24 protein-coding genes and 1 tRNA gene are annotated in these 22,816 nt (G+C 74.0%); 13 read left to right on the top strand and 12 right to left on the bottom strand.

The genetic code is table 11. From position 1 onward, the window contains the following. The first annotated feature begins 17 nt into the window (after positions 1–17). The 4 genes from E7Z53_RS18000 (at position 18) to E7Z53_RS17985 (ending at position 4,726) form a co-directional block, all read left to right on the top strand. The gene (locus E7Z53_RS18000) at positions 18–650 is read left to right on the top strand and encodes a GNAT family N-acetyltransferase (RefSeq protein ID WP_017833362.1); all 633 of its coding nucleotides are present in this window, start codon (positions 18–20) and stop codon (positions 648–650) included. Positions 651–805: 155 nt separating this feature from the next. Then, positions 806–1,708, top strand: coding sequence for a hypothetical protein (locus E7Z53_RS17995; RefSeq protein ID WP_255219672.1), 903 nt, complete (start codon positions 806–808; stop codon positions 1,706–1,708). A gap of 168 nt (positions 1,709–1,876) precedes the next feature. Further along, complete coding sequence (locus E7Z53_RS17990) at positions 1,877–3,523, top strand: CYTH and CHAD domain-containing protein (protein ID WP_017833364.1); 1,647 nt, start codon at positions 1,877–1,879, stop codon at positions 3,521–3,523. Positions 3,524–3,823: 300 nt separating this feature from the next. Then, positions 3,824–4,726 (top strand): tachylectin-related carbohydrate-binding protein, encoded by a 903-nt coding sequence (locus E7Z53_RS17985; RefSeq protein ID WP_176338487.1) that lies wholly within the window; start codon positions 3,824–3,826, stop codon positions 4,724–4,726. Positions 4,727–4,797: 71 nt separating this feature from the next. Here the strand turns inward: E7Z53_RS17985 and E7Z53_RS17980 are convergent. Further along, positions 4,798–4,870: transfer RNA gene (locus tag E7Z53_RS17980), tRNA-Ala, on the bottom strand. Between the two features lie 120 nt (positions 4,871–4,990). On the opposite strand from E7Z53_RS17980, the gene E7Z53_RS17975 reads away from it, so the two are divergent. Beyond that, positions 4,991–5,884: a LysR family transcriptional regulator substrate-binding protein gene (locus E7Z53_RS17975; protein ID WP_176338486.1), complete on the top strand. Its 894-nt coding sequence runs from the start codon at positions 4,991–4,993 to the stop codon at positions 5,882–5,884. A 6-nt stretch (positions 5,885–5,890) separates the two neighbouring features. Here the strand turns inward: E7Z53_RS17975 and E7Z53_RS17970 are convergent, their stop codons facing one another. Together E7Z53_RS17970 and E7Z53_RS17965 are read right to left on the bottom strand one after the other, a co-directional pair. Continuing rightward, a complete protein-coding gene (locus E7Z53_RS17970; protein WP_017833367.1) occupies positions 5,891–6,223 on the bottom strand; it encodes an antibiotic biosynthesis monooxygenase family protein in 333 nt (110 codons plus the stop codon). Next, positions 6,220–7,230: a mechanosensitive ion channel family protein gene (locus E7Z53_RS17965; protein ID WP_017833368.1), complete on the bottom strand. Its 1,011-nt coding sequence runs from the start codon at positions 7,228–7,230 to the stop codon at positions 6,220–6,222. Before E7Z53_RS17965 ends, E7Z53_RS17970 begins: the two co-directional genes overlap by 4 nt. Positions 7,231–7,354: 124 nt before the next feature. Here E7Z53_RS17965 and E7Z53_RS17960 point away from each other — a divergent pair, with 124 nt between their 5' ends. Then, positions 7,355–8,110 carry a DedA family protein gene (locus E7Z53_RS17960; RefSeq protein WP_017833369.1) on the top strand — a complete coding sequence of 252 codons (756 nt, stop codon included), beginning with the start codon at positions 7,355–7,357 and terminating at the stop codon, positions 8,108–8,110. Positions 8,111–8,119: 9 nt separating this feature from the next. Here the strand turns inward: E7Z53_RS17960 and E7Z53_RS17955 are convergent, their stop codons facing one another. Beyond that, the gene (locus E7Z53_RS17955; RefSeq protein ID WP_176338485.1) at positions 8,120–9,160 is read right to left on the bottom strand and encodes a magnesium and cobalt transport protein CorA; all 1,041 of its coding nucleotides are present in this window, start codon (positions 9,158–9,160) and stop codon (positions 8,120–8,122) included. An 88-nt stretch (positions 9,161–9,248) separates the two neighbouring features. On the opposite strand from E7Z53_RS17955, the gene E7Z53_RS17950 reads away from it, so the two are divergent. Genes E7Z53_RS17950 through E7Z53_RS17935 form a run of 4 tightly spaced genes read left to right on the top strand, consistent with a single transcriptional unit; the run spans position 9,249 to position 12,937 of the window. After that, complete coding sequence (locus E7Z53_RS17950; protein ID WP_241482876.1) at positions 9,249–9,722, top strand: NUDIX hydrolase; 474 nt, start codon at positions 9,249–9,251, stop codon at positions 9,720–9,722. Then, positions 9,719–10,744 carry a glycine betaine ABC transporter substrate-binding protein gene (locus E7Z53_RS17945; RefSeq protein ID WP_176338484.1) on the top strand — a complete coding sequence of 342 codons (1,026 nt, stop codon included), beginning with the start codon at positions 9,719–9,721 and terminating at the stop codon, positions 10,742–10,744. The genes E7Z53_RS17950 and E7Z53_RS17945 overlap by 4 nt, the downstream gene beginning before the upstream one ends. Before the next feature lie 56 nt (positions 10,745–10,800). After that, on the top strand, positions 10,801–12,018 hold the full coding sequence (locus E7Z53_RS17940) for a pyridoxal phosphate-dependent aminotransferase (protein ID WP_035927494.1): 1,218 nt from the start codon (positions 10,801–10,803) through the stop codon (positions 12,016–12,018). Positions 12,019–12,067: 49 nt separating this feature from the next. Continuing rightward, positions 12,068–12,937, top strand: a complete 870-nt coding sequence (locus tag E7Z53_RS17935; RefSeq protein ID WP_176338483.1) for a PPK2 family polyphosphate kinase — start codon at positions 12,068–12,070, stop codon at positions 12,935–12,937. 26 nt (positions 12,938–12,963) lie between these two features. Here E7Z53_RS17935 and E7Z53_RS17930 read toward each other — a convergent pair whose 3' ends face one another. Together E7Z53_RS17930 and xseA are read right to left on the bottom strand one after the other, a co-directional pair. Further along, positions 12,964–13,239: an exodeoxyribonuclease VII small subunit gene (locus tag E7Z53_RS17930; protein ID WP_035927490.1), complete on the bottom strand. Its 276-nt coding sequence runs from the start codon at positions 13,237–13,239 to the stop codon at positions 12,964–12,966. Positions 13,240–13,298: 59 nt separating this feature from the next. Beyond that, positions 13,299–14,600: an exodeoxyribonuclease VII large subunit gene (xseA, locus tag E7Z53_RS17925; RefSeq protein WP_176338482.1), complete on the bottom strand. Its 1,302-nt coding sequence runs from the start codon at positions 14,598–14,600 to the stop codon at positions 13,299–13,301. Positions 14,601–14,665: 65 nt separating this feature from the next. Here xseA and E7Z53_RS17920 point away from each other — a divergent pair, with 65 nt between their 5' ends. Next, a complete protein-coding gene (locus E7Z53_RS17920) occupies positions 14,666–15,634 on the top strand; it encodes a hypothetical protein (RefSeq protein ID WP_109222038.1) in 969 nt (322 codons plus the stop codon). A gap of 10 nt (positions 15,635–15,644) precedes the next feature. Then, on the top strand, positions 15,645–16,727 hold the full coding sequence (locus tag E7Z53_RS17915; protein ID WP_017833377.1) for a 4-hydroxy-3-methylbut-2-enyl diphosphate reductase: 1,083 nt from the start codon (positions 15,645–15,647) through the stop codon (positions 16,725–16,727). Between the two features lie 21 nt (positions 16,728–16,748). Here E7Z53_RS17915 and E7Z53_RS17910 read toward each other — a convergent pair whose 3' ends face one another. From E7Z53_RS17910 to E7Z53_RS17900, 3 genes are all read right to left on the bottom strand, one after another. Further along, entirely contained in the window at positions 16,749–18,083 is a 1,335-nt protein-coding gene (locus E7Z53_RS17910; RefSeq protein WP_217905931.1) for a DNA recombination protein RmuC, read from the bottom strand. Positions 18,084–18,171: 88 nt separating this feature from the next. After that, the gene (locus E7Z53_RS17905) at positions 18,172–18,933 is read right to left on the bottom strand and encodes an ABC transporter permease (RefSeq protein WP_095651605.1); all 762 of its coding nucleotides are present in this window, start codon (positions 18,931–18,933) and stop codon (positions 18,172–18,174) included. 76 nt (positions 18,934–19,009) lie between these two features. Beyond that, entirely contained in the window at positions 19,010–19,951 is a 942-nt protein-coding gene (locus tag E7Z53_RS17900) for an ABC transporter ATP-binding protein (RefSeq protein ID WP_176338480.1), read from the bottom strand. Between the two features lie 126 nt (positions 19,952–20,077). Here E7Z53_RS17900 and ychF point away from each other — a divergent pair, with 126 nt between their 5' ends. After that, complete coding sequence (ychF, locus tag E7Z53_RS17895) at positions 20,078–21,163, top strand: redox-regulated ATPase YchF (protein ID WP_035927472.1); 1,086 nt, start codon at positions 20,078–20,080, stop codon at positions 21,161–21,163. 29 nt (positions 21,164–21,192) lie between these two features. Here ychF and arfB read toward each other — a convergent pair whose 3' ends face one another. The 3 genes from arfB to E7Z53_RS17880 form a co-directional block, all read right to left on the bottom strand. Further along, complete coding sequence (arfB, locus tag E7Z53_RS17890) at positions 21,193–21,633, bottom strand: alternative ribosome rescue aminoacyl-tRNA hydrolase ArfB (protein WP_017833382.1); 441 nt, start codon at positions 21,631–21,633, stop codon at positions 21,193–21,195. Positions 21,634–21,771: 138 nt separating this feature from the next. Next, positions 21,772–22,203: a hypothetical protein gene (locus tag E7Z53_RS17885; protein WP_144835980.1), complete on the bottom strand. Its 432-nt coding sequence runs from the start codon at positions 22,201–22,203 to the stop codon at positions 21,772–21,774. 194 nt (positions 22,204–22,397) lie between these two features. Further along, positions 22,398–22,691, bottom strand: coding sequence for a hypothetical protein (locus E7Z53_RS17880; protein WP_035927458.1), 294 nt, complete (start codon positions 22,689–22,691; stop codon positions 22,398–22,400). Positions 22,692–22,816: the final 125 nt, after the last annotated feature.

Below are 22,816 nucleotides of genomic sequence, written 5' to 3'. Positions count from 1 at the left end.
TGAGAGACCGCGCTCCCGTGGCCGGACAGTTCCGGTGGCCCGTCACCGTCTCCTGGGGGGACCTCCGGCTGCGTCCGCTGGCCCGGGGGGACCGCCGGGAGTGGGACGTCGTGCGCGCCCGCAACCGGGACTGGCTCGACCCGTGGGAGGCCACGAACCCCGCACCCGGCGGGGCCCCGCCCACGTTCGGGCAGTTCGTGCGCACCCTCGACCAGCAGGCCCGGCAGGGCACGGCGCTGCCCTTCCTCATCACGGAGCGGGTCCCGGGGACGGAGCGGTTCGGTCTCGTCGGCCAGCTGACCGTCTCCGGGATCTCGTGGGGGTCGTTCCTGTCCGCGACCCTGGGGTACTGGGTGGACCGGGACCAGGCGGGACGCGGCGTGGCCCCCATGGCGGTGGCCATGGCCACCGACTACTGCTTCCAGGGCCTCGGGCTGCACCGGATCGAGATCAACATCCGGCCGGAGAACACCAAGTCCCTGCGGGTGGTGGAGAAGCTCGGGTTCCGGGACGAGGGGCTGCGCAAGGACTTCCTGCACATCGACGGGCGCTGGACGGACCACCGCAGCTTCGCGCTCACCGCGCCGGAGGCGCCCGAGGGACTCGTCCGCCGGTTCACGGGATCGGACCGCCCCGCCGTGTGGCAGTGACCCGGCCGGGCGTGTCCACAGGGATACCCACAGGCGCGCCCCCGCGGTAGTAGGCTGTTCCTCACGGCCCGAGCCCGGGCCCCGGACACGCCGGCGCAGCGCGCCGGCGTCCCCCGTCCGCTCGATCCGGCGACCACGAAGGCAGGACCGCGACCATGATCTGGGTGAGCAGCTCGGCCGTGCTGGCCGTGGTGTGCGCGCTGTCGCTGTTCTGGGTCGCGCCGCGACTGCAGCGCCGCCGGGAGCTCCCCGTCGAGGCGCCGGCCGAGACGGCCGGCCCCGACGGTCTCCCCGCGCCGATCGAGCAGCCCCCACCCGCGTCCCGCCGACGAAGGAACATCATGGCGACCACCGACACCGTCCCCCGGCCCGCCGACGGCGACCCCGGACGCACCGGCAGAGGGCACCTGCGCATCAGGCGGGACCGCGCCGTGATCCTCCTCGCCGGGTGCGCCGCCCTCCTGGCCGCACTCGTCACCGCCGTGGTCGCACCGTTCTCCGCCGCGGTGAGCTGGCCGTGGCCCGTCTTCCTGCTGCTGCTCGGCGTCGGCTCCGTCCTGTCCCTGCGCTACCTGGCCGTCCAGGACCGGGCCGCCCGCCGTGCGTCGCGCCCCGCGGTCCGGGCGCCGGAGGCGGATGCGGAGCCGCACGCCCCCCGCGAGGACGTCGCCCTGTTCGACAACGAGCACGTCGTGGCGGAGGAGGTCCGCGAGCAGTCGCGCCGGACGGCTGAGGACCTCGACCTGCCCACCCCCGAGGAGCAGCCCCGGATGCCCGCACCCGCCGCCTTCACGGTCGAGGAGCTGCGGGCCGAGGCGCTCCGCGTGGCCCGAGAGTCCGCACCGGCCGCCGCGGCCAGGACGTGGGAGCCGGTGCCCGTGCCGCGTCCGACCTACGCCGAGGCGCCCGTGGTCCAGCGCCCGGAGCCGGAGCCGCTGCCGGTGCCGGAGCAGCCCGCCGCCCGCTCCGCGAGCCTCAAGGACGCCGTGCGCACGGGCGAGGAGCAGGGCCGCGCCGCCCTCGACCTCGACGACGTCCTCAAGCGCCGCCGCGCCTGAGCGCACGCACCAGCCGGCCCGGTCGACCGGGCCGCACGAACCGCCGCGCGCCCCCACCGGGGCGCGCGGCGGTTCGCGTCCCCGGGGGCCGTGCACGGCCCCGGTATCATCGCCGCAACGGCCGGCCGCCGGTTCCGGCGGCCGGTGGCCCCGACCAGGAGGACACCCATGACCGCCGTCGCCCACCGCGAGGTCGAGCGCAAGTACGAGTTCCCGGAGGGCGCCGAGGCCCGGGTGGACTGGAGCACGCTGGAGGGGTGCACCGTCTCGGCCGAGCCCGTGGAGCACCGCATGGAGGCCGTCTACCACGACACCGAGGACATGGCCCTGGGGCGGCGCCTGGTCGCGCTGCGCCGCCGCCGGGGCGGGGCCGACGACGGGTGGCACGTGAAGTTCCAGGGCGCGGACGGACGCCACGAGCTGCAGGTGCCGCTGCTGCGCACCCCGGACCGGATGCCCGCGTCCGTGCGGAACCTCCTCGCCGGGCTGACCGGGGGACAGGAGCTGCGGCCGGTGGCGACCCTCCGCACCGTGCGGCAGGTGCACCGGATCAGCGACAGCACGGGGGCGGCGGTCGCGGAGCTCGCCGTGGACGTCGTGGACGCCGTCGACGAGCGCACGGGAACGGCGCGGTCCTGGTCGGAGTGGGAGGTCGAGCTCCTCGACGGCACGGTGCCCGAGGTGCGCCAGGAACAGATCTTCGCCGCGGTCGAGGCCGTGGTCTTCGCGGCCGGCGGGAAGCCGTCCACCTCCCGGGCGAAGATCGCCCGCGCGCTCGGCGAGGACGACGACGCCCCGGCGGGGCCCGGCCGGAAGCAGGACGAGAAGCAGCCGGAGGGCAGGAGCGGCAAGAAGGCCGGGAGCGGCACGAAGAACAAGAAGAACAAGAAGAACAAGAACAAGGCGGGAAGGAAGGGGAAGCCGGCGGGCGGGCCGGACGTGCTGCGCGCGGTGCTCGGGGAGCTCGCCGAACAGCTGGTGCTCTGGGACTTCAGGGTCCGCCTCGACGTCCCGGACGCGGTGCACCAGATGCGCGTGACTTCCCGTTCCCTGCGCAGCGTGCTGAGGGCGGCCAAGCCGTTCTTCGACGGCGCGGCGGCGGAGGAGCTGGACGCCCGGCTGCGGGAGCTCGCCCGGACGCTGTCCGCGGCCCGGGACGCCGAGGTCACGGCGGAGCTGCTGGCCGGGCGCGTGGAGGCGCTCGAGGGGCGGGTGGGGCCGGCCGCGGCGGAGAGCCTGCGGCAGCGGGCCGAGGAGGAGGCACGGACGGCGGCCGCGAAGGTGCGCCGGCACGTCACGGGCCAGGAGCACCTGCGGCTCCTGGCGGACGTCCAGGACTTCGCCGCCCGTCCGCCGCTGACCGAGGAGTGCACCCGGCTCTCGGGGCGTGAGGTCGCCGACGCAGTGGTGCACCGGGCCCTGCGGAAGGTGGTGCGCGTGGCCGAGGCGGAGCTGGCCGGTGGCCCGGGCGGCGAGGGGCAGCTGGAGCACCTGCACGATGTCCGCAAGGCCGTCAAGCGCGTGCGCTACGTCGACGCCGTCCTCGGCCGGACCGGGCACCGGCCGGGCAAGCAGCTGCGGCGCGCGGCCCGGGACGCGGAGGACTACCAGGACGAGCTGGGCCGGATCATGGACGCCGCGGTGGTGGAGCGGTGGCTCGCGGGCACGGCGGCCGCCCTCGGGCGCTCCGGTGCGGACCGCTACGCCGTGGGGGCGCTGCACGGCGCCGAGGTCCTCCGCCTGCGGGCCGGGACCGACGGCGGGGCGGACGTGGTGGGGGTGCTCCTGTCCCAGCTGCGGGAGGACCTCGCCTGAGCGGCGCTCCGGACGCCACCGCGCGGACGCCTCCCGAGAGGCTCCGGCGGGGCGCGCCACGACCCGCCTGAGCCCTGCCGGAGCCGCCCCGGCCCCGTCTGCACCCGGGGCGGCGGGCGGCCGGGGCCGGCCTGTCCGGTTCCGTCGCAGTAGTCATGCCCGGGTCACGGGGACGGGGGGACGATGGTCGCAGTCGACGGGCCGTTCGCGTTCTCGCGCGTTTCCCGGCCCGGACTCGACTGCCCGGTCGGCCGGTGAGGACGGCCGCCGGGACGGCTTCCAGCACCCGAGGAGTGCGTGATGACCGAGCACACCCAGCCGGACGGGCCGACCCCGTCCGGGATCTCCCTGGTGATGTCCCGCCGCGGACTGCTGACGGCCGGCACCGCCGTGGCCTCCGCTGTCGCCGTCGGGGCCGTTCCGACGGCGGCTGCCGCCGCACCCAGCACCAACGGCGTCATCTACGGGGTCGAGGACGACAAGGACCTGCTGTGGTACCGCCACGAGGGCCGCAGCAACGGCACGCCGCGCTGGGCCAACAACGGCACCGGACGCAAGGTCGGCAGCGGGTGGGACTTCGCCCACGTCTTCGCCGGCGGCGCCGGGGTCCTCTACGGGGTCGAGCACGACGGGGACCTGCTGTGGTACCGCCACGACGGCGCGGCCGACGGCACGGCGCGCTGGGCCAACCGGGGCCGCGGGCGCAAGGTCGGCAGCGGGTGGGACTTCACCCACGTCTTCTCCGGCGACGCCGGGGTCCTCTACGCGGTGCAGGGCAACGGTGACCTGTTCTGGTACCGCCACGAGGGGCGCAGCAACGGCACGCCGCGCTGGGCCAACAACGGACGCGGGCGCAAGATCGGCAACGGGTGGGACTTCGCCCACGTCTTCGCCGGCGGCGACGGGATCATCTACGCGGTGGAGCACGACGGGGACCTGCTGTGGTACCGCCACGAGGGACGCGGCGACGGCACGGCGCGCTGGGCCAACAACGGACGCGGGCGCAAGGTCGGCAGCGGGTGGGACTTCGCCCACGTCTTCGGCGGTGGAGGCGGGATCGTCTACGCGGTCGCGTTCGACGGAGACCTGTTCTGGTACCGCCACGAGGGGCGCAACAACGGCACGCCGCGCTGGGCCAACAACGGCACCGGGCGCAGGATCGGCAACGGGTGGAACTTCGAGCACGTCCTCTACGGGAACTAGCGAGCGGCTCCCGGCCCGCACGACGAAGGCCCCCGTCCGGCGTCCTGCCGAGCGGGGGCCTTCGCCTCCGGTGGAGCTAAGGGGAATCGAACCCCTGACCTTTTCATTGCGAACGAAACGCTCTACCAACTGAGCTATAGCCCCGGAGCAACCGTTCCATCGTATACATCCCGCGCCGGTTTCGCATCTCGGGCGCCCGGCGCGTCCGGGGCGGTTCCCGCCGGTGGTCGGGGAGCAGGGTCGGCAGTGGGTAGATTGACCGGCATGGACGACGCGCCCGGACCCCACGACCCCGCAGCCGACGAGGCCGGCGAGACGGCAGACCTGGCGGTCGCCTTCGTCCCCGGCGTGATGCCCGGCAAGTGGTTCTTCCGGTGGCGGGACCGCAACCCCGGCCGCGTCCTCGCCGAGCGCCCGCTCGAGACGGACGCGTGGGAGGAGGAGCTGGGAGCGGGGCGCGCCCACGCGTGCTTCGTGCGGCTGCCCGCGCACCCGCGCCCCGGGCTCGACGGCCTCGCCACGCTGCGCGAGGAGTACCGGGCGGTGGAGCTCTACGCGGAGCAGCAGGTCGTGGTGCTGCCGCGGGACCACGAGCTGACCCTGCTCGACGAGGTGCCGGTCGCGGAGCTCGTGGACGAGGTGCTGCTGCAGGAGCCGGCGACCCTCCCCGAGCGCCACCGGCTGCGCTCCCCGGAGGCTGTCGCCGCGGACGCGCCGCTGCCCCCGATGCGCCACGCCCGGGACGCCGTCGAGCTCGTCGCCGCGGGCCTGGGGCTGGTCGTCGTGCCCATGTCGCTCGCCCGGCTGCACCACCGCAAGGACCTCGTCCACCGTGTGGTGCCCGATGCCGCCACGGTCCCCGTGGCGCTGGTGTGGCCGCAGGACCTGCCGGAGGAGCAGGAGGAGCTCGTGCAGGACTTCGTGGGCGTCGTCCGCGGCAGGGGGCTCAACAGCTCCCGGGGTGCTGCCGCACCGGCGTCCCCGGCCGCGGAGGACCGGCCGGCCGCCAAGGCGGGTCCGGCACGGGCCCCGTCGTCGCGCCGTGGGGGACAGCCCCCGCAGGGGGCGCGGCGGGCGGGCGCGCCCCGGGGCGGGGCGCGGTCCGGTCGCGGCGGGCCCAAGGGCGGCCGCCGGTCCGGCGGCCGTGGCCGGCGCTGAGGGCGCCTACTGCTGTCCGGGGGACTGCTGCTCGACGGCCACCGTGTAGGACCACAGCTCCGAGGCGGTGCCCACGGGCCGGGGGCGCTCGCCCTCCCCGGCGGGGCCGCCGTGGGACCGGGCGAAGTCCTGCGAGGACCGCCAGGCGTCGTAGGAGTCCTCGTCGGCCCACCGGGTGAGCACGAGCCACTGCGTGCGCCCGTCCGTGGGTCGCAGCAGCTCGAAGCCCTCGAAGCCCGCGACCCCGGCCATGGAGCCGCTGTGGGCGGCGAAGCGCCGGCCCAGCTCGTCGCCGGAGTCGGCCGGGACGGTGATGGCGTTGATCTTGACGATGCTCATGCGTCCGATCCTGGCACATCGCGCCGGACCGACCGGACCTGTCCCGTCTCCGGCGGACCGGGCGCCGCGACCCCGGCCTCGGCCTGCCGGATCACGGTCTGGTTCAGCAGGGGCACGTGCAGGCCCTCGCGGTCGAGCATCTTCTTGATCCGCAGCCGCAGCGCCCGGGCCACGTCCCACTGCTTGAGGGGGACCGTGCGGACGGCCACGCGCACGGTGACGGACTCCCCGGTCACGGCCTCCACGCCCCACACCTCCGGGTCCTCGGTGATGTACTCGCCGACCTTCGGGTCGTCCCGCAGCAGCCCCGCCTCGTGCAGGATCAGCTCCGTGACCAGCTCGATGTTCGTGTCGTAGGGCACCGGCAGGTCCAGCACGCAGCGGGCCCAGCCCTGGGACTGGTTGCCCACGCGCAGGATCTCCCCGTTGCGCACGTGCCACAGGGTGCCGTTGACGTCCCGGACCTGGGTCACGCGCAGCCCCACGGACTCCACGGTCCCGCTCGCCTCGCCGAGGTCGACGACGTCCCCGATGCCGAGCTGGTCCTCGGCGACCATGAAGATCCCGGACAGGTAGTCCTTCACGAGGGACTGCGCCCCGAAGCTCAGGGCCACCCCGGCGATGCCGGCGGAGGCCAGGACCGGGCCGATGTCGTAGTCGAGCTCCGAGATGATCATCACCAGGGCCACGGCCCAGATCACCACCGTCCCCACGGACGAGAGCACCGAGCCGATGGTGTGGGCGCGCTGGGACTGCCGCGCGCCGGCCAGTCCCGCGTCCTCGACCCAGCGCGGCCTGCCCCGCTCCATCCGGCGCACGATCCGTGACCGGGTGCCCTTCGCGATCCCCCCGGTGACCCGGCGGATCAGCAGCCGCACCACGGCGGCCAGGATCGAGGCGCCGAGCAGCACCAGGAGGATCCGCAGCGGCTTGTCGAGCCAGAACTCCCACACCGGGTCCAGGGCCGGCACGGGGGTGGACATCAGGAGGGGGGCAGGGAGGAGCATGGAGGAAGCGTAACCAACGACGTCCGCGACCCGTCAGCCGTCCAGCCGATCCGGAGGTGCGTCGGGCACAATGGTGGTCGCACCCGCCGGGCCCCCGCCCCGCCCCGCCCACCGCCGAGGACCCATGACTGCACCCAGCCCCGCCCCGACCGCCGCCCCCGACCTCACCGCCGCCCCGGACGCGGCCGTCCTGGCCGCCCGGATCACCGGGGCCCAGGACTCCGGCGCCGAGACGCTGGGCGGGGTCGCCGGCTGGGCCGTCGACGTCATGGAGGCCATCGGCGCTCCTGGCGCCGGTCTGCTCGTCGCGCTCGAGAACCTCTTCCCGCCGCTGCCGTCCGAGGTGATCCTCCCGCTGGCCGGGTTCACCGCGAGCCAGGGCAGCTTCTCGCTCGGCGGGGCGATCTTCTGGACGACCCTGGGCTCGGTGGTCGGCGCCGTGGCCCTCTACTGGATCGGTGCCGCGCTCGGCCGCCGCCGGCTGCGGGCGATCGTGGACCGGATGCCCCTGGTCGACCTGCACGACCTCGACCGCACCGAGGCGTGGTTCGAGCGGCACGGGAAGGCCGCCGTCTTCTTCGGGCGCATGATCCCCGTATTCCGGTCGCTGATCTCGGTCCCCGCCGGCATCGAGCGGATGTCGTTCAGCGCGTTCGTCCTGCTCACCACGGCGGGGTCCCTGATCTGGAACACCATCTTCGTGCTCGCCGGGTTCTACCTGGGCGAGAACTGGCACGTCGCCGAGCAGTACGCCGGGATCTTCTCCCGGATCGTGGTCGTCACCGTGGCGGTCCTGATCGCGTGGTGGGTGCTCAAGCGGGTGCTGCGCAACCGCCGGGGCCTGTCCGACTCCGCCCGCCGCGAGCGCGGGCAGCAGTGACCGCGGCGGTCACAGCCACCGTTTGAACCGGAACACGACGTAGAGCACCACGCCCGTCACGATCATCAGCCCCAGCGCCATGGGGTAGCCCCACACCCAGGACAGCTCCGGCATGAACCTGAAGTTCATCCCGTACACGGAGCCGATGATCGAGGGCGCGAACAGGATCGCCGCCCAGGAGGAGATCCGCTTCATCTGCTCGTTCTGCTCGATCGCGGCCTCGTTCTGCCGGGCGGCGAGCTGCGTGGAGTCCAGCATGAGGGCGTTGGTGAGGGACGCCTGGAAGGACTCGACCTTGTTGTTGACGAAGATCAGGTGGTCCAGGACGTCCCGCAGGACGTGCTGGAGCTCCCGGGGCGCGCCGGCCCCGGCGAGCTCCTCGAGGAACTGCCGCAGCTCCAGCTCCAGCGGGGCGACCGCCCGGTGGAACGCGCTGACCTCCCGGGTGAGCTGGTAGATGCGCCGGGAGACGACGCCGTCCCCGGAGCCGGAGTACAGGGCGTCCGAGATCTCGTCGATGTCGTTCTCGAGCCCCTCGACCACCGGGTAGTAGTCGTCCACGGTCTGGTCGAGCACCGCGTAGAGCACGGCCTCCGCGCCGGTCACCAGCAGGGCGGGCTGCGACTCCACCCGGGTCCGGACCCGCCCGACCCGCCCGTGCTCGGACTGCCGGACGGTGATCACGAAGCCGGGTCCCGTGACGATGTGGATCTCCCCGAAGTCGACCGTCACCGTGGCGTCCTGGTAGACGGCGGGGCGCAGCACCGTGAACAGGGTGCTCCCGTAGCGGTCGAGCTTGGGCCGCTGCTCGGCCTGCCGGATGTCCTCCACGGCGAGCTCGTGCAGGCCGAACTGCTCGGCCAGGGAGTCGAGCTCGTCCGCGGAGGGCCGGTACAGGCCGATCCAGACGAGGACGCAGTGCTCCCCGGCCTCGGTGCAGCGGGGGTCCTCGGTCCGCAGCCGGGCGAGCAGCCGGTAGGTCTCCTCGAGCGTGGCGGGGGACGCGATGCGCTGCCCGCCCCGGTAGACGGCGTTGTCGACGATGCTCACGCGCCCATTATCCCCGGGGGCCGATCCACCGGCCCGCCCGCCGCGCGCGCTGTCGGCGCCCCGCCCCGGGCGTTCCTAGAATGGGGGCATGAGTTTCCCCATGGACACCCGGGTGGGTGCCTACGCCGTGATCGTCCAGGACGGGGCGGTGCTGCTCAGCCACTGGAACCCGCGCCACCCCACGCTGCGGGGGGCGTGGAGCCTGCCCGGCGGTGGCATGGAGATCGGGGAGCAGCCCGCGCAGACCGCGCTGCGGGAGGTGCACGAGGAGACCGGCTTCACCGTGGAGCTCGACGAGCTGCTCGGCGTGCACAGCCGCCACATGGACGCCGGCGAGCGGCTGGACGGCCGGGACCGGCCCTTCCACGCCCTGCGCGTGATCTACCGCGCCCACATCACCGGCGGGACGCTCACGTCGGAGCAGGACGGCTCCTCCGACGAGGCCCGCTGGTTCCCCCTGGCGGCGGTGCCGCAGCTGCCCCTGGTCGGCCTCGTGCCCGTGGGCCTCGAGCTGGCCGGGCTCGTGGCCGCGGGCCCCGCGGGACCGGGGGAGGGCCGGTGAGCCGCCGTGGCGCCGCCGCGGGCCTGCTCGCCGTCGCCGCGCTCACCGGGTGCGGCGGCGGGGCCCCGGAGCAGCCGCCGGCCACCGCGGCGTCCCCCGCCGCGGAGCCGGTCCGGATCGCGGCGGGACCCACCGGGCAGACGGCCGTGCTCGCCCACGTCTACGCCGGGCGGCTGCGGGAGGCCGGCTTCGATGCGAGCGTGGTCGACGCCGGGACCGAGCGCGCCGACTACCTCGGGGCCCTCGAGCGGGGGGAGGTGGAGGTCGCCGCGGACTACTCCGGCAACCTCTACCTGCACCTGCGCGGCCGGGCGCCGGTGGGCCCGGCCTCCGCGGCGCCCACGGGCGAGGCGACGCCCACCCCCACGCCGTCCCCGGACGCCGAGGACGGCGGGCTCGCCGAGGACCTCTCCGAGCTGCTGGGACTGGGGGAGGAGCGCGCGGACGACGACGACGTGCTGGCCGGGGTGCAGGACGTGCTGCCCGAGGGCCTGCGGACCCTCGAGCCGGCCCCGGCGGAGAACACGGTGGCGGTCGTCGTGACCCGGCCGACCGCCGTGGAGCACGAGCTCACCAACCTGGAGGACCTGGGCCCGGTGTGCGACGAGCTGGCGCTGGGCACCGACCTCGACTTCGCGGGCCGCTCCTACGGCCCGGAGGGACTGGAGGACGCCTACGAGTGCGTGCCCGGCAGGTTCGTGCCGTTCGGCGACCAGGACGACCTCGTGGACGCACTGCTCGAGGACCGGGTGCAGGCCGCGGCCCTGTTCACGGCCTCGCCCGCCATCGAGGACAACGCCCTCGTGGTCCTGGCCGACCCGCTCAACAACTTCGTCCCGCAGCGGGTGGTCCCCGTGGCGGCCGAGGACCTGCCGGACGCCGCCGCGGACGTCGTCGACGGGGTCTCCGCGCAGATCGGCACCGAGGACCTCGTGCTGATGACCCGGATGACCTCCGCCCGCGACCCGTACACGCCCGAGGAGGCCGCGCGGTACTGGCTCGAGGGCGGCGACGACACCTGATCGGCGCACCGACGGGTGCCCCGGACGGCGTGCACCCCGGGGGTAAGGTGTACCGCATGTCAGTGGTGAAGCAGTCCGACAAGCTCAAGAACGTCCTCTACGACATCCGCGGCCCCGTGCTGGAGCAGGCGGAGCACATGGAGGCGGAGGGCCACCGGATCCTCAAGCTCAACATCGGCAACCCCGCGCCGTTCGGCTTCGAGGCACCCGACGCGATCCTCGTGGACATGATCAAGAACCTGCCCAACGCGCAGGGCTACTCGGACTCCCGCGGCATCTACTCGGCACGCACAGCCGTGGTGCAGTACTACCAGACGCGCGGGATCATGAACCTCGACACCGACGACGTCTACCTGGGCAACGGCGTCTCCGAGCTCATCACCATGACGCTGCAGGCGCTGTGCAACCCGGGCGACGAGATCCTCATCCCGTCCCCCGACTACCCGCTGTGGACGGCGTCGGTGGCCCTGTCCGGCGGCACCCCCGTGCACTACCGGTGCGACGAAGACAACGACTGGAACCCGGACCTCGAGGACCTCGCGGCGAAGATCACCCCCAACACCAAGGGCATCGTGATCATCAACCCGAACAACCCCACCGGCGCGGTCTACTCCCGCGAGGTGCTGCAGACCATCGTGGACCTCGCCGCCGAGCACGAGCTGATCCTGTTCTCGGACGAGATCTACGAGAAGATCACCTACGACGACGCCGAGATGATCAACACCGCGACCCTCACCGGCGAGGACGTGCTGTGCCTGACCTTCTCCGGGCTTTCCAAGGCCTACCGGGTGGCCGGGTACCGCGCCGGGTGGCTGGCGATCACCGGGCCCAACTGGAAGGCCGAGAGCTTCATCGAGGGCATCAAGCTGCTCGCCAACATGCGCATGTGCGCCAACGTCCCGGCCCAGCACGCGATCCAGACCGCGCTCGGCGGCTACCAGTCGATCAACGACCTCATCCTCCCGGGCGGGCGGCTCAAGGCCCAGCGCGACCTCGCCCACCGGCGGCTCAACGAGATCGACGGCGTGTCCTGCCGGCAGGCCGACGGCGCCCTGTACCTGTTCCCCAAGCTCGACGTGGAGAAGTTCAACATCGTCGACGACGAGAAGTTCGCCCTCGACCTGCTCAAGGAGCAGAAGATCCTCGTCAGCCACGGCCGGGCGTTCAACTGGCCGGAGCCCGACCACTTCCGCCTCGTCACCCTGCCGTCCGTGGAGATGCTGGCCACGGCGCTGGACCGGATCGAGGAGTTCCTCGGCAACTACCGCCAGTGACCGGCGGGCCGCGCCCCGCGGCCCGCCCCGCACTCCCAGGAGGTCCCGCATGAGCGCAGCCGACCAGAGCCCCGGCACCGGGTTCGAGCAGGACGTACGGCCTCTGCTGCGCGCCCGGCCGGGCCTGTCCCTGGACGCGGTGGACACCCGCTCCACCCCCGGGTTCCGGGGGAAGAAGCAGCAGGGCACCGCGCTGCGGGCCGCCCGGGACGCCGAGCTGTCCCGGCTGCAGCGCCAGATCTACGCCAACGCCACGGTGGGCGCCCGGCACCGGGTGCTGCTCGTGCTGCAGGGCATGGACACCTCCGGGAAGGGCGGCGTCATCCAGCACGTCCTGGGCGGGCTCAGCCCGCACGGCGTGCACACCCACGGCTTCGGCCGGCCCACCGAGGAGGAGGCCGCCCAGCACTTCCTCCAGCGGGTGCGGCGCCAGCTGCCCCGGCCCGGGGTGATCGGCGCGTTCGACCGGTCCCACTACGAGGACGTGCTGGTGCCCGTGGTGCACGACGTGCTCGACGACCGGCAGCTCGAGCGGCGCTACACCGAGATCCGGCACTTCGAGCAGGAGCTCGCCGACGACGGGGTGGTGGTCATCAAGGTCTTCCTGCACCTGGGCCTGGACGAGCAGCGCGAGAACCTCCTCGCCCGCATGAGCGACTGGACGAAGCAGTGGAAGTTCGATCCCTCGGACCTCGAGGCGCGCAGCCGGTGGGAGACCTACATGGCCGCCTACGAACGGGCCATCGACGCGACCGACGCCGACCACGCGCCCTGGTACGTGGTGCCCACCGACCGGAAGTGGTACGCCCGGGCCGTGGTCCAGGACCTGCTGATCTCCGCGCTCGCGGGCCTGCGGCTCGACTGGCCGGACCCCGGCTACGACGTCGAGGACGCGCGCCGGCGCCTCTCCGAGCTCTGACCCGCGCCACGGCGGGCCGGGCCGGCTCAGCCGCGCCCGGCGCCCTCCTCGCCGTCGCCCCCGTCGGCGTCCGCGCGCCGGCTCCGGGCCGCGTCGAGCCGCTCGCGGGCGCCGTCGAGCCACTGCTCGCAGCGGGTGGCGAGGGCCTCGCCGCGCTCCCAGAGCGCGAGGGACTCCTCGAGGGACGTGCCCCCGGCCTCGAGCCGGGAGACGACCTGCACGAGCTCCTCGCGGGCCTGCTCGTAGCCCAGGCCGGCGATGTCGGACAGGTCGGGTGCTGCGGGGTGGTCGGTGCTCGCCATGGGTGGCGCCTCTCGTTCGGAACGGTCGGGGACGGCGGTGGTGCCGGTGCCCCGGTGGGTCAGGGGGAGCCGGGGTGCTCGCCCGGGCGCCGGGCGGAGACGGTCTCGGTGCGCACGCCGAGCTCGCCCGCGGCCAGGCGCACCCCCAGCAGGTCCCCGGCGCGCACGGCGGCGGCGTCGGTGACCACGGCGCCGGAGGCGTCCAGGACCACGGAGTAGCCGCGCTGCAGGGTCTCCTGGGGGGACAGCGCCCGCACCCGGGCGCGCAGGGAGCGCACGGCGTCCCGCTCCCGCAGGGTCCGGGAGTCCACGGCGGACAGCGCCCGGGTGCGCCACCGGTCCACGTCCTCCTCCCGGAGCAGGATCATGTCCTCCGGCTGGGCCAGGACGGGCCGGGTGCGCACGGCGGTCAGACCGGCGGCCTCCCGGTCCAGGAAGCCTCGCACGGCGCGGTCCAGGCCCGCCCGGGCCCGGGCCACCCCGGCGCGCTCCTCGACGACGTCGGGGACGATCCGCTTGCCGGCGTCCGTGGGGGTCGAGGCCCGCAGGTCGGCCACCCAGTCGAGCAGCGGCTGGTCGTTCTCGTGCCCGATGGCGCTGACCACCGGGGTGCGGGCGGCCGCCACGGCCCGGATCAGGGACTCGTCGCTGAAGGCCAGGAGGTCCTCCAAGGAGCCGCCGCCGCGGGCGATCACGATGACGTCCACCTCGGCCATGGCGTCGAGCTCGCGCAGCGCCTGGGTCACGGCGCGCACCGCGCCGGAGCCCTGGACCGCGACCTCCCGCACCTCGAAGTCCACGGCCGGCCAGCGCAGGGACGCGTTGCGGATGACGTCCTTCTCGGCGTCCGAGTTGCGCCCCGTGACGAGGCCGACCCGGCGGGGGAGCAGGGGCAGGGGCTTCTTCCGGGCGGCGTTGAAGAGCCCCTCCTCGGCGAGGGCGCGCCGCAGCCGCTCGAGCCGCTCCAGCAGGTCGCCCAGGCCCACCGGGCGGATGCCGCGGCCCAGCATGGACAGCCGGCCGGTCTTGGCCCAGAAGTCCGGTTTGAGCTGGGCGACCACCCGCATCCCCTTCTCCAGGGGACGGTCCAGGTGGGCGGTCTCGTTGGCGAAGAGGGTCACGGGCACGGAGATCTCGGCGTCGACGTCCCGCAGGGTCACGTAGGTGACGCGGGCGCGCCGGTTGAGCTCGATGATCTGCCCCTCGACCCACGTGGGCGCGCAGCGGGCGATGTAGGCATGCAGGTTCTCGGAGAGCATCCGCAGCGGCCACGGGTTCTCCGGGGTGGTCCGGTCCGCCCGCTGCGGCAGCTCCCGCTCGCCGCCCGCCGGGGCGTCCTGCTGCGGCTCCAGATACGTCATGCCTCATGCTTACCACCCGACGGGGACACCCGTGCACGCGCTCCGCCCGTGCGTACAGTGGTTCCGTGAGCCTCTCAGCACCCCCCGCCCCCGGACACCGCTTCGCGCCCCGTTCCGCGCCCCGCCCCCGACGACGCGCCACGACCGTCCTGCGCACCGGCCTCGGCACCGTCCTGGGCCTCGCCGCCGCGTCCCTCGTGGCGCTGCTCGTGCCCCTGCACTGGGCCCAGGACACCCTGGTCTCCCGCGACGGCTTCACCCGGGTGGTGGGCACCCTCGCCGAGGACCGGCCGTTCCAGGAGGAGCTGGCCCGCACCGCGGTGGGGCAGGTGGCCGACCGGATCGTGGGGGAGCGGGCCACCGGCGTCGGGTTCCTCGACCGGATGCTCGAGGACGCCGCCCGCCGTGCGGCCGACGTCGCCGCGGACCTCACCGCCGACCCCGCCTACCAGCGCGCGTGGACGGAGGCGCTCACCCGCACCCACGAGGCCAACGTCCCCGTGGACGGCGCGGTGGAGGAGCCGCCGAAGGACCTCGTGCTGGACATCGCCCCCGTCCTCCGGGAGGTCGACGCCGCCGTGCAGCGGGCCGTCGGCGTGGACGTCGGCCTGGCGGAGCGCGAGAGCCGGATCACCGTCCCGGGGTCGAACACCGGGCGCCTGATCGAGGCGGGCACCCGGGTCACCGACCTGGCCGTGCCGCTCACGTGGACCGCCGCGGTGCTCGCCGTGCTCGCGCTGCTCGTGACCCGGCACCGCTTCGCCGTGCTCGCCGTGCTGGGGCTGGGGACCCTGGCCGGACTGGGCGTCGTGTGGCTGCTCGTGGAGCAGGGCGTGCAGCGGGCCTCCGGCATGCTCGGCGGCGACCCCGTGGTCCGGCTCGCCGCCGACCGGGCCGTCCTCCTGCTCACCGACTCCCTCGGCGAGCAGATGGTCACGGCCGCCTGGGCTGCCGGGATCACGGGCGTCGTGGGCCTCGTGGGGGCCATCCTCGTGTCGGGCGGATCACGGCGCGGGCCCCGCCCCACCGCGTAGCATGGAGGCCATGCCGACCACCGTTGCGCTCTCCATGCCCACCGTCCCCCGTTCCCGGCGCTCGCCGGAGGACGTGGCCGCCGCCGCTCCCGTGGCCGGACCGAAGAAGGTCCTGCTCGCGTCCCCCCGCGGCTACTGCGCCGGCGTCGACCGCGCCGTCATCGCCGTGGAGAAGGCGCTCGAGCACTACGGCGCCCCCGTGTACGTGCGCAAGGAGATCGTGCACAACAAGTTCGTGGTGAGCACCCTCGAGGAGCAGGGCGCCGTGTTCGTCGAGGAGACCGACGAGGTCCCCGAGGGGTCCCTGCTGATCTTCTCCGCCCACGGCGTCTCCCCGGCCGTGGTGGAGTCCGCGAAATCCCGCGAGCTGCGCACCATCGACGCCACGTGCCCGCTGGTCACCAAGGTCCACCGCGAGGCCGTGCGCTTCGCGAAGAGCGACTACGACATCCTCCTGATCGGCCACGACGGCCACGAGGAGGTCGAGGGCACCGCCGGCGAGGCCCCCGAGCACATCCAGGTGGTGAACAGCCCCGACGAGGTCGGCCAGGTCGTCGTCCGCGACCCGGAGAAGGTCGTCTGGCTCTCCCAGACCACTCTCAGCGTGGACGAGACCCTGGAGACCGTGCAGAAGCTGCGGGAGCGCTTCCCCTCCCTGCAGGACCCGCCCAGCGACGACATCTGCTACGCCACCTCCAACCGGCAGACCGCGATCAAGAAGATCGCCCCGGACGCTGACCTCGTGATCGTCGTGGGCTCGGCGAACTCCTCGAACTCCGTGCGGCTCAAGGAGGTCGCCCTCGAGTACGGCGCCCGCCGCGCCGAGCGCGTGGACTTCGCGAACCAGGTGGACGAGTCCTGGTTCGAGGGCGTCGCCACCGTGGGCGTCACCAGCGGGGCCTCCGTGCCGGAGGTCCTCGTCAAGGACGTGCTGCGCCTGCTCGCGGACTACGGCTACGGCGAGGTCGAGGAGGTCGTCACCGCCGAGGAGGACGTGCTGTTCTCCCTCCCCAAGGAGCTGCGCGCCCGGCTCACCGCGGCCGGGGACACCTCCCACCGGCTCGGCGGCCGCGGGGCCCGCCCCACCCGCTGAGCCGCGGGCGGACCCGTCCGCTCAGCCCGCCGCGCGCTCGTCGAGCTGCCCCGGCACGCTCCCGCCCGGCTCGGTGCGGCCCGGGCGCTCCGCCGGCTCCGGAAGCTGCACCGCCTCCGGCGCCGGCGGCAGCTGCGCCGCCTCGGTGAACTCCGGCGCCGTGAGCGGGCGCGGCGCCACCACGAGCGGATGCGTGGTGAGCCGATCGTCCTCCGCGAGCGTGGGGTCGAGGTCGTTGATCCGCCGGGCCGTGGGGAACACCCGGGTCTCCACGGAGCCCGTCAGCCGGTTGTAGGTCTCCACCGACTTCTGCAGCGACCGGCCCATGTCGTCGAGGTGCTTGCCGACCGTGCCCAGCCGCTCGTAGAGCTGACGGGAGAGGTCGAAGAGCTCCTTGGCGTTCTCCGTGAGCCCGTTCTGCCGCCACGTGAACGCCACGGCCTTGAGCGAGGCGAGCAGCGAGACCGGCGACACGAGCGCCACGTTGCGGCTCGCGGCGTGGTCCAGGAGGGTCGGGTCCGCGTCCAGGGCCGCGGAGAGCGCCGACTCGGCGGGCAGGAAGCACAGCACCAGTTCGGGGGAGGCGTCCCGCGCCTCCCAGTACTTCTTCGACGCCAGCGCGTCCACGTGCCCGCGCACGGCCTTCGCATGACCGGCCAGCTGCGCCCGGCGCCCGGCGTCGTCCTCGGCGTCCTGGGCCCGCAGGTAGGCGGTCATGGGCGCCTTGGCGTCCAGGACGATGTCGCGGCCCCCCGGCAGGTGCACCACCATGTCCGGGCGGATCGCGCTGCGCTCGCCGTCCGCGGTGGTGCCGTTGGAGGCGACCTGCTCCCGGAAGTCGACGTGCGCCGTCATCCCCGCGGACTCGACCACCCGGCGCAGCTGCACCTCGCCCCACAGGCCGCGCGCGGAGCCCGAGCGCAGCGCGGAGGACAGGGAGGTGGTCGCGGTGCGCAGGTGGTCGCCGACCTCGCGGGTGTGGGCGAGGGCCTGGGTGATGCCCCCGTACTGCTCGGCCCGGTCCCGCTCGAGCGCCGTCACGTGCTCCTCGACCGAGCGCAGCTGGTGGGCCACCGGCGCCAGGGCCCGCAGGACGTTGTTGTCCTGCACGGAGCGGGCGTCGGCGTCCCGCAGCCGGTCCTCGAGCTGGGCCCGCGCCTCGACGGCCGCCGCCCGCTCGGAGGCCAGGTCCACGAGCCGGTCCTGGACGGCGGCGAGCTCGGCCTGCAGCCCGGCCCGCTCCTCCTCCGCCGCCCGAACCTCCCGGGCGGCACGGACCCGCGCCACGGCGGTGCCCAGGAGGGCGCCCACCAGCAGGGCGAGCAGGACAAGGACGACGACGAGGCTGACGGTCATGCCCAGCAGTGTGGCACGCCACCCGGACACCCCACGGCAGCGGCGCTCACCGCCCCGCTCCCCGCCCGTTCCCCGGAGTGTCGCCCGGTCAGCGCCGGACCGTGGTCCGGCGCACGGCCAGCAGCACCACGGCCGCGAAGACCACCGTCCAGAGCCCGGTGTTCAGCAGCAGCGCCCACAGGGGGTCGGACTCCACCGGCGGGCCGCTGGTCGCCACGACGTCGCCCTCCACGAGCGGATAGCGGGCGAGCCCGGCCAGGCCGTAGAGCGGGGTGAAGCGCGCGATGTCGAGCATCACCCCGGTGAGCGGGACGAAGAGGTTGCCGAAGAAGCTGAGCACCACGAGCATCCCGGAGGCCGCCCCCACGGCGGACTCGGAGCGGAACAGCAGCCCGGCGGCCAGGCCGTAGAGGGCGAACACCGAGGAGCCGGCCACGACGATCGCCGCGGTGGCGGGCCAGCGCCAGCCGCCCAGCTCGGCGCCGGTCAGGGCGCCCACGGCGTAGACCACGAGGACGGGCAGCACGGCCATGGCGAGGGCCACGGCCACCTTGGACAGCACGTACCCGTGCCGCGGCGCCGGCGTGAGCCCGATCTGCCGGCCCCAGCCGCGGGCCTGCTCCACGGCGGCGGAGCCGGCGATCGAGGTGGTCGCGGTGACCGCCCCGTAGACCGCCATCGAGATCATGTTGTACCCGCCGGCGTTGCCGTGGCCCACCGGGAGGTCGGAGAAGTCCCCCAGCGCCGTGAACATCACGTAGAGCACGGCGGGCAGGACCACGATGAAGAAGGTGTTCTCGACCATGCGCACGTTGCGGCGCAGGTCGTGGGCGGCGTAGGCGATGCTCATGGTGCTGGTCCTCCGGGACGGGGGAGTAGGGACGGTGCGTCGGGGCGGGGAGTCGGGACGGGGCGAGCGGGGCCGGTCAGTCGGCGGTGAGGCCCAGGAAGGCCTCCTCGAGTCCGGCGTGGGTGATCTCGAGCTCGCTCGCGCCCGTGGTCGTCAGCAGGTGGCGGGCGATGGCGTCCGTGTCGGGGCCCGTGAGCCGCCGGCGTCCGCCGGCGGGCTCCAGCGGGGTCGCCCCCGGGACGACGACGGGTCCGGGCCCCGCCCAGCGGAAGCTGACCACGCGGTGGCCCGCCAGGGCCTGGACCTCGGCGGTGGGGGCATCGGCGACCACCCGCCCGCCCTTGAGCACCACGGTGCGGGCGGCGAACTCCTCGGCCTCGTCGAGGTAGTGGGTGGCGAACACGACCGTCCGGCCGCGCTCCGCCTCGGCGTGCATCGCGGCCCAGAACTCCCGCCGGGCGCCGACGTCCATGCCCGCGGTCGGCTCGTCGAGGACCAGCAGGTCCGGCTCGGGCAGCAGGGCCAGCGCGAAGCGCAGCCGCTGCTGCTCGCCGCCAGAGCACTTGGAGACCTTCCGCCGCGCGAACCCGGCGGCCCCCGCCCGGCCCAGGGCCTCGTCCACGGGCAGCGGGTCCCGGTGCAGGGTCGCGACCATCGCGACCGTCTCGCGCACGGACAGGTCGTCGAGCAGCCCCCCGGTCTGCAGGACCGCGCCGATCCGCCCTGCCCGCACGCTCTCGCGCGGGGTGGCGCCGAGGGTGCGCACGGTGCCGTCGTCGGGGTCGGTGAAGCCCAGGACCATGTCGAGGAGGGTGGTCTTGCCGGCGCCGTTGGGCCCGAGCAGCGCGACGACCTCGCCGCGCTCGATGCGCATGCTCACGCCGTCCACGGCGCGGACGCGCTGCTCGCCGCGCCCGAAGCCCTTGTGGACGCCGGAGACGTCGACGGCCGGGGAACCGTCCGTCGGGTCGGCGGGGCTCGGGTGCGGCGATGTGCGGGAGGCCGGGAAGGACGTCATGCTCCGACTCTGCTCCACCGCGCGCCGTCCCGGAAGCTCCACGGGCCACGACACGCCCACGACCTCGGCCACGGGCCCCGGGGGCGGCACGGCGTGCCGGCCCCGTGCCCGGTAGGATGGTCTCCCGTGGCTCTTACTATCGGAATCGTCGGACTGCCCAACGTCGGCAAGTCCACCCTGTTCAACGCGCTGACCCGCAACACCGTCCTGGCGGCGAACTACCCGTTCGCGACCATCGAGCCGAACATCGGCGTGGTCAACCTGCCGGACCCGCGGCTGGACCGGCTCGCGGAGATCCACGGCTCGGACCGGATCCTGCCCGCGACCGTGTCCTTCGTGGACATCGCCGGCATCGTCAAGGGCGCGTCCGAGGGGGAGGGGCTGGGCAACCAGTTCCTCGCCAACATCCGCGAGGCCCACGCCATCGCCCAGGTGGTGCGCGCGTTCGACGACCCGGACGTCATCCACGTCGACGGCGAGATCGATCCCGCCTCGGACATGGAGACGATCAACACCGAGCTGATCCTCGCCGACCTGCAGACCCTCGAGAACGCTATCCCGCGCCTCGAGAAGCAGGTCAAGATCAAGAAGGCCGACCCCGCCAAGCTCGCCGCCATGCAGCAGGCGCAGACGATCCTGGAGCGCGGGGACACCATCTTCGGGGCGGCCGAGAAGGAGAAGCTCGAGGTCGACCAGCTGCGCGACCTCAGCCTGCTCACCGCCAAGCCTTTCATCTACGTCTTCAACGCCGACGACGGGGTGCTCGGCGACGACGCGAAGCAGCAGGAGCTGCGCGAGCTCGTGGCGCCCGCTGACGCGGTGTTCCTCGACGCGAAGCTCGAGTCCGAGCTCGTGGAGCTCGACGAGGAGGAGGCCAAGGAGATGCTGGAGATGTCCGGGCAGGACGAGGCCGGTCTCGACAAGCTCGCCCGCACGGGTTTCCACACCCTCGGACTGCAGACCTATCTCACCGCCGGCCCCAAGGAGTCGCGCGCCTGGACCATCCCCGTGGGCGCCACCGCCCCGCAGGCCGCCGGGGTCATCCACACCGACTTCGAGCGCGGCTTCATCAAGGCCGAGATCGTCTCCTTCGAGGACCTCGACGCCGCCGGGTCCATGGCCGACGCGAAGGCCGCCGGCAAGGTCCGGATCGAGGGCAAGGACTACGTCATGCGCGACGGCGACGTCGTGGAGTTCCGCTTCAACGTCTGAGCCGGGCGGGTCCTCCGCGCCGGCGCGGGTCATTCCGGCCCGGGGCGCCGGCGGTTCTGCTTGGTCTCGGAGCGGCGGCGTTTTCCTTCGAGACGGCGACGGCGCGAGCCGTGGGTGGGCCGGGTCGCTCGCCGGACCACCGGCGGCACCACGGCGCCGCGCAGGAGTGCGGCGAGACGCTGTCTCGCCGCGGTGCGGTTCTGTCGCTGGGAGCGGTGCTCGGCGGCGCTGACGGTGAGCACGGTGCCCGAGAGCCTGCCGGCGAGCTGATCGAGGGCACGTGCGCGCTGCGCGTCGCTCAGCGCCGTCGTCGTGGCCAGGTCGAGAGAGAGCTGCACCCGGGAGTCCGTGGTGTTGACGCCCTGGCCGCCCGGGCCGGAGGCGTGGGAGAACTGCTCGACCAGTTCACCCGCCGGCACCTTGAGGCCGCGAGGCGCGCCGGGGCCCGGGGGCACGTGCAGATCGTCCACACGACGATTGTCCCGCACCGGCGACGCGACACATTCCGTTCGGTCTCGGTGGGGGATCTTCGGCCGCTCGGGCGGGGTCTGTGGCCGGGTGCTCTCCTCAGGCGCGAGGGCTGCTCGACGCGGCCCGGCACGTCCTGACTACTGCCCCAGGGGCTCACCGGTGATGCTGTCGACGGTGCCGTTCTCGATGCCCTCGCACTGCGACACCCCGGCCGGTGTGGTGGGTTCGTAGTGGATGCAGAAGGCGTCGTAGTAGGGCATCCCGTCCTGCCAGGCCGCGTAGGCCTCGTCGTAGGTGAAGTCCTGGTCCGGCAGCGCCCCGGGCATGGGCGGCGGGGTGGCCCCGGGGGTCGTCGACGGGGTCGGCGATGGGGCTGGCTGCGTCGCCTCCGCGCTGCCGGTGGCCCCGGTCGTCGGGGAGGACGAGGCGCTGGGAGACGCGCCGGGCTCGTCGGGCCCGCCGCTGTCGGGGGTGGTGCACCCGGTGACCAGGGCCAGGGACAGGGCGACCAGTCCCAAGCGCCCGAAGGCCGACTTCTGGCGGACGTTCTGCGGGGGGTTCGGTGACATGGCCGTCTCTCCGGTGGGGGCGGGGGATCCGTTCATCACTTTAGGGAATGCGGAGTGGTCCGCCCGGGTGCGACTCGCACGCAGTGCGGCAGATCATTCCTCCAGGCGCGGAGAAGACCTCCGACCGCGACGTCGAGGCGTTCTCGACGTCGCGGTCGGAGGTCTACGTCGTGCCGGCGGACCGAACCGGGCCCTTACCGCGGGGTCTCGGCGGCGTCCTCCGGCGGTGCCGCCGCCTCGAGGTAGTCCTCGACGTCCACGAGCACCGCGGGGCCGGCCTGCGCCGCCTGCAGCGCAACGGCGAGACTCGCCACGTCGTCGTCGTCCAAGGGCTGGTCGGGCAGGTCCACGGCGTAGCGCGCCTCGCCGTCGACCAGCACGGGCGTGATCTGGGCGGTGCCGCTGGTGAGGTCGACGACGGTCGCGGGGGCGACCACCTCGACGTCCTCGGGGGCCGGGCGGTCGTCGGGGAGTGCGGGGGAGCTCATGGGAACCGTCCTGTCGTTCGGGGTGCTGTCAGGCTACTGCCTGTTGCCGCCCGCACAATGGGCCGACCCGTTACTGACGTCATGAGACACCAGCCGGCGACCGACGGCGACCGCCGAGGCGGCGG

It is taken from the genome of Kocuria salina, assembly GCF_013368965.1.
In the GTDB taxonomy this organism is placed as follows: Bacteria; Actinomycetota; Actinomycetes; order Actinomycetales; family Micrococcaceae; genus Kocuria; species Kocuria rosea.
This window is presented reverse-complemented; position numbering and strand designations above follow the sequence as displayed.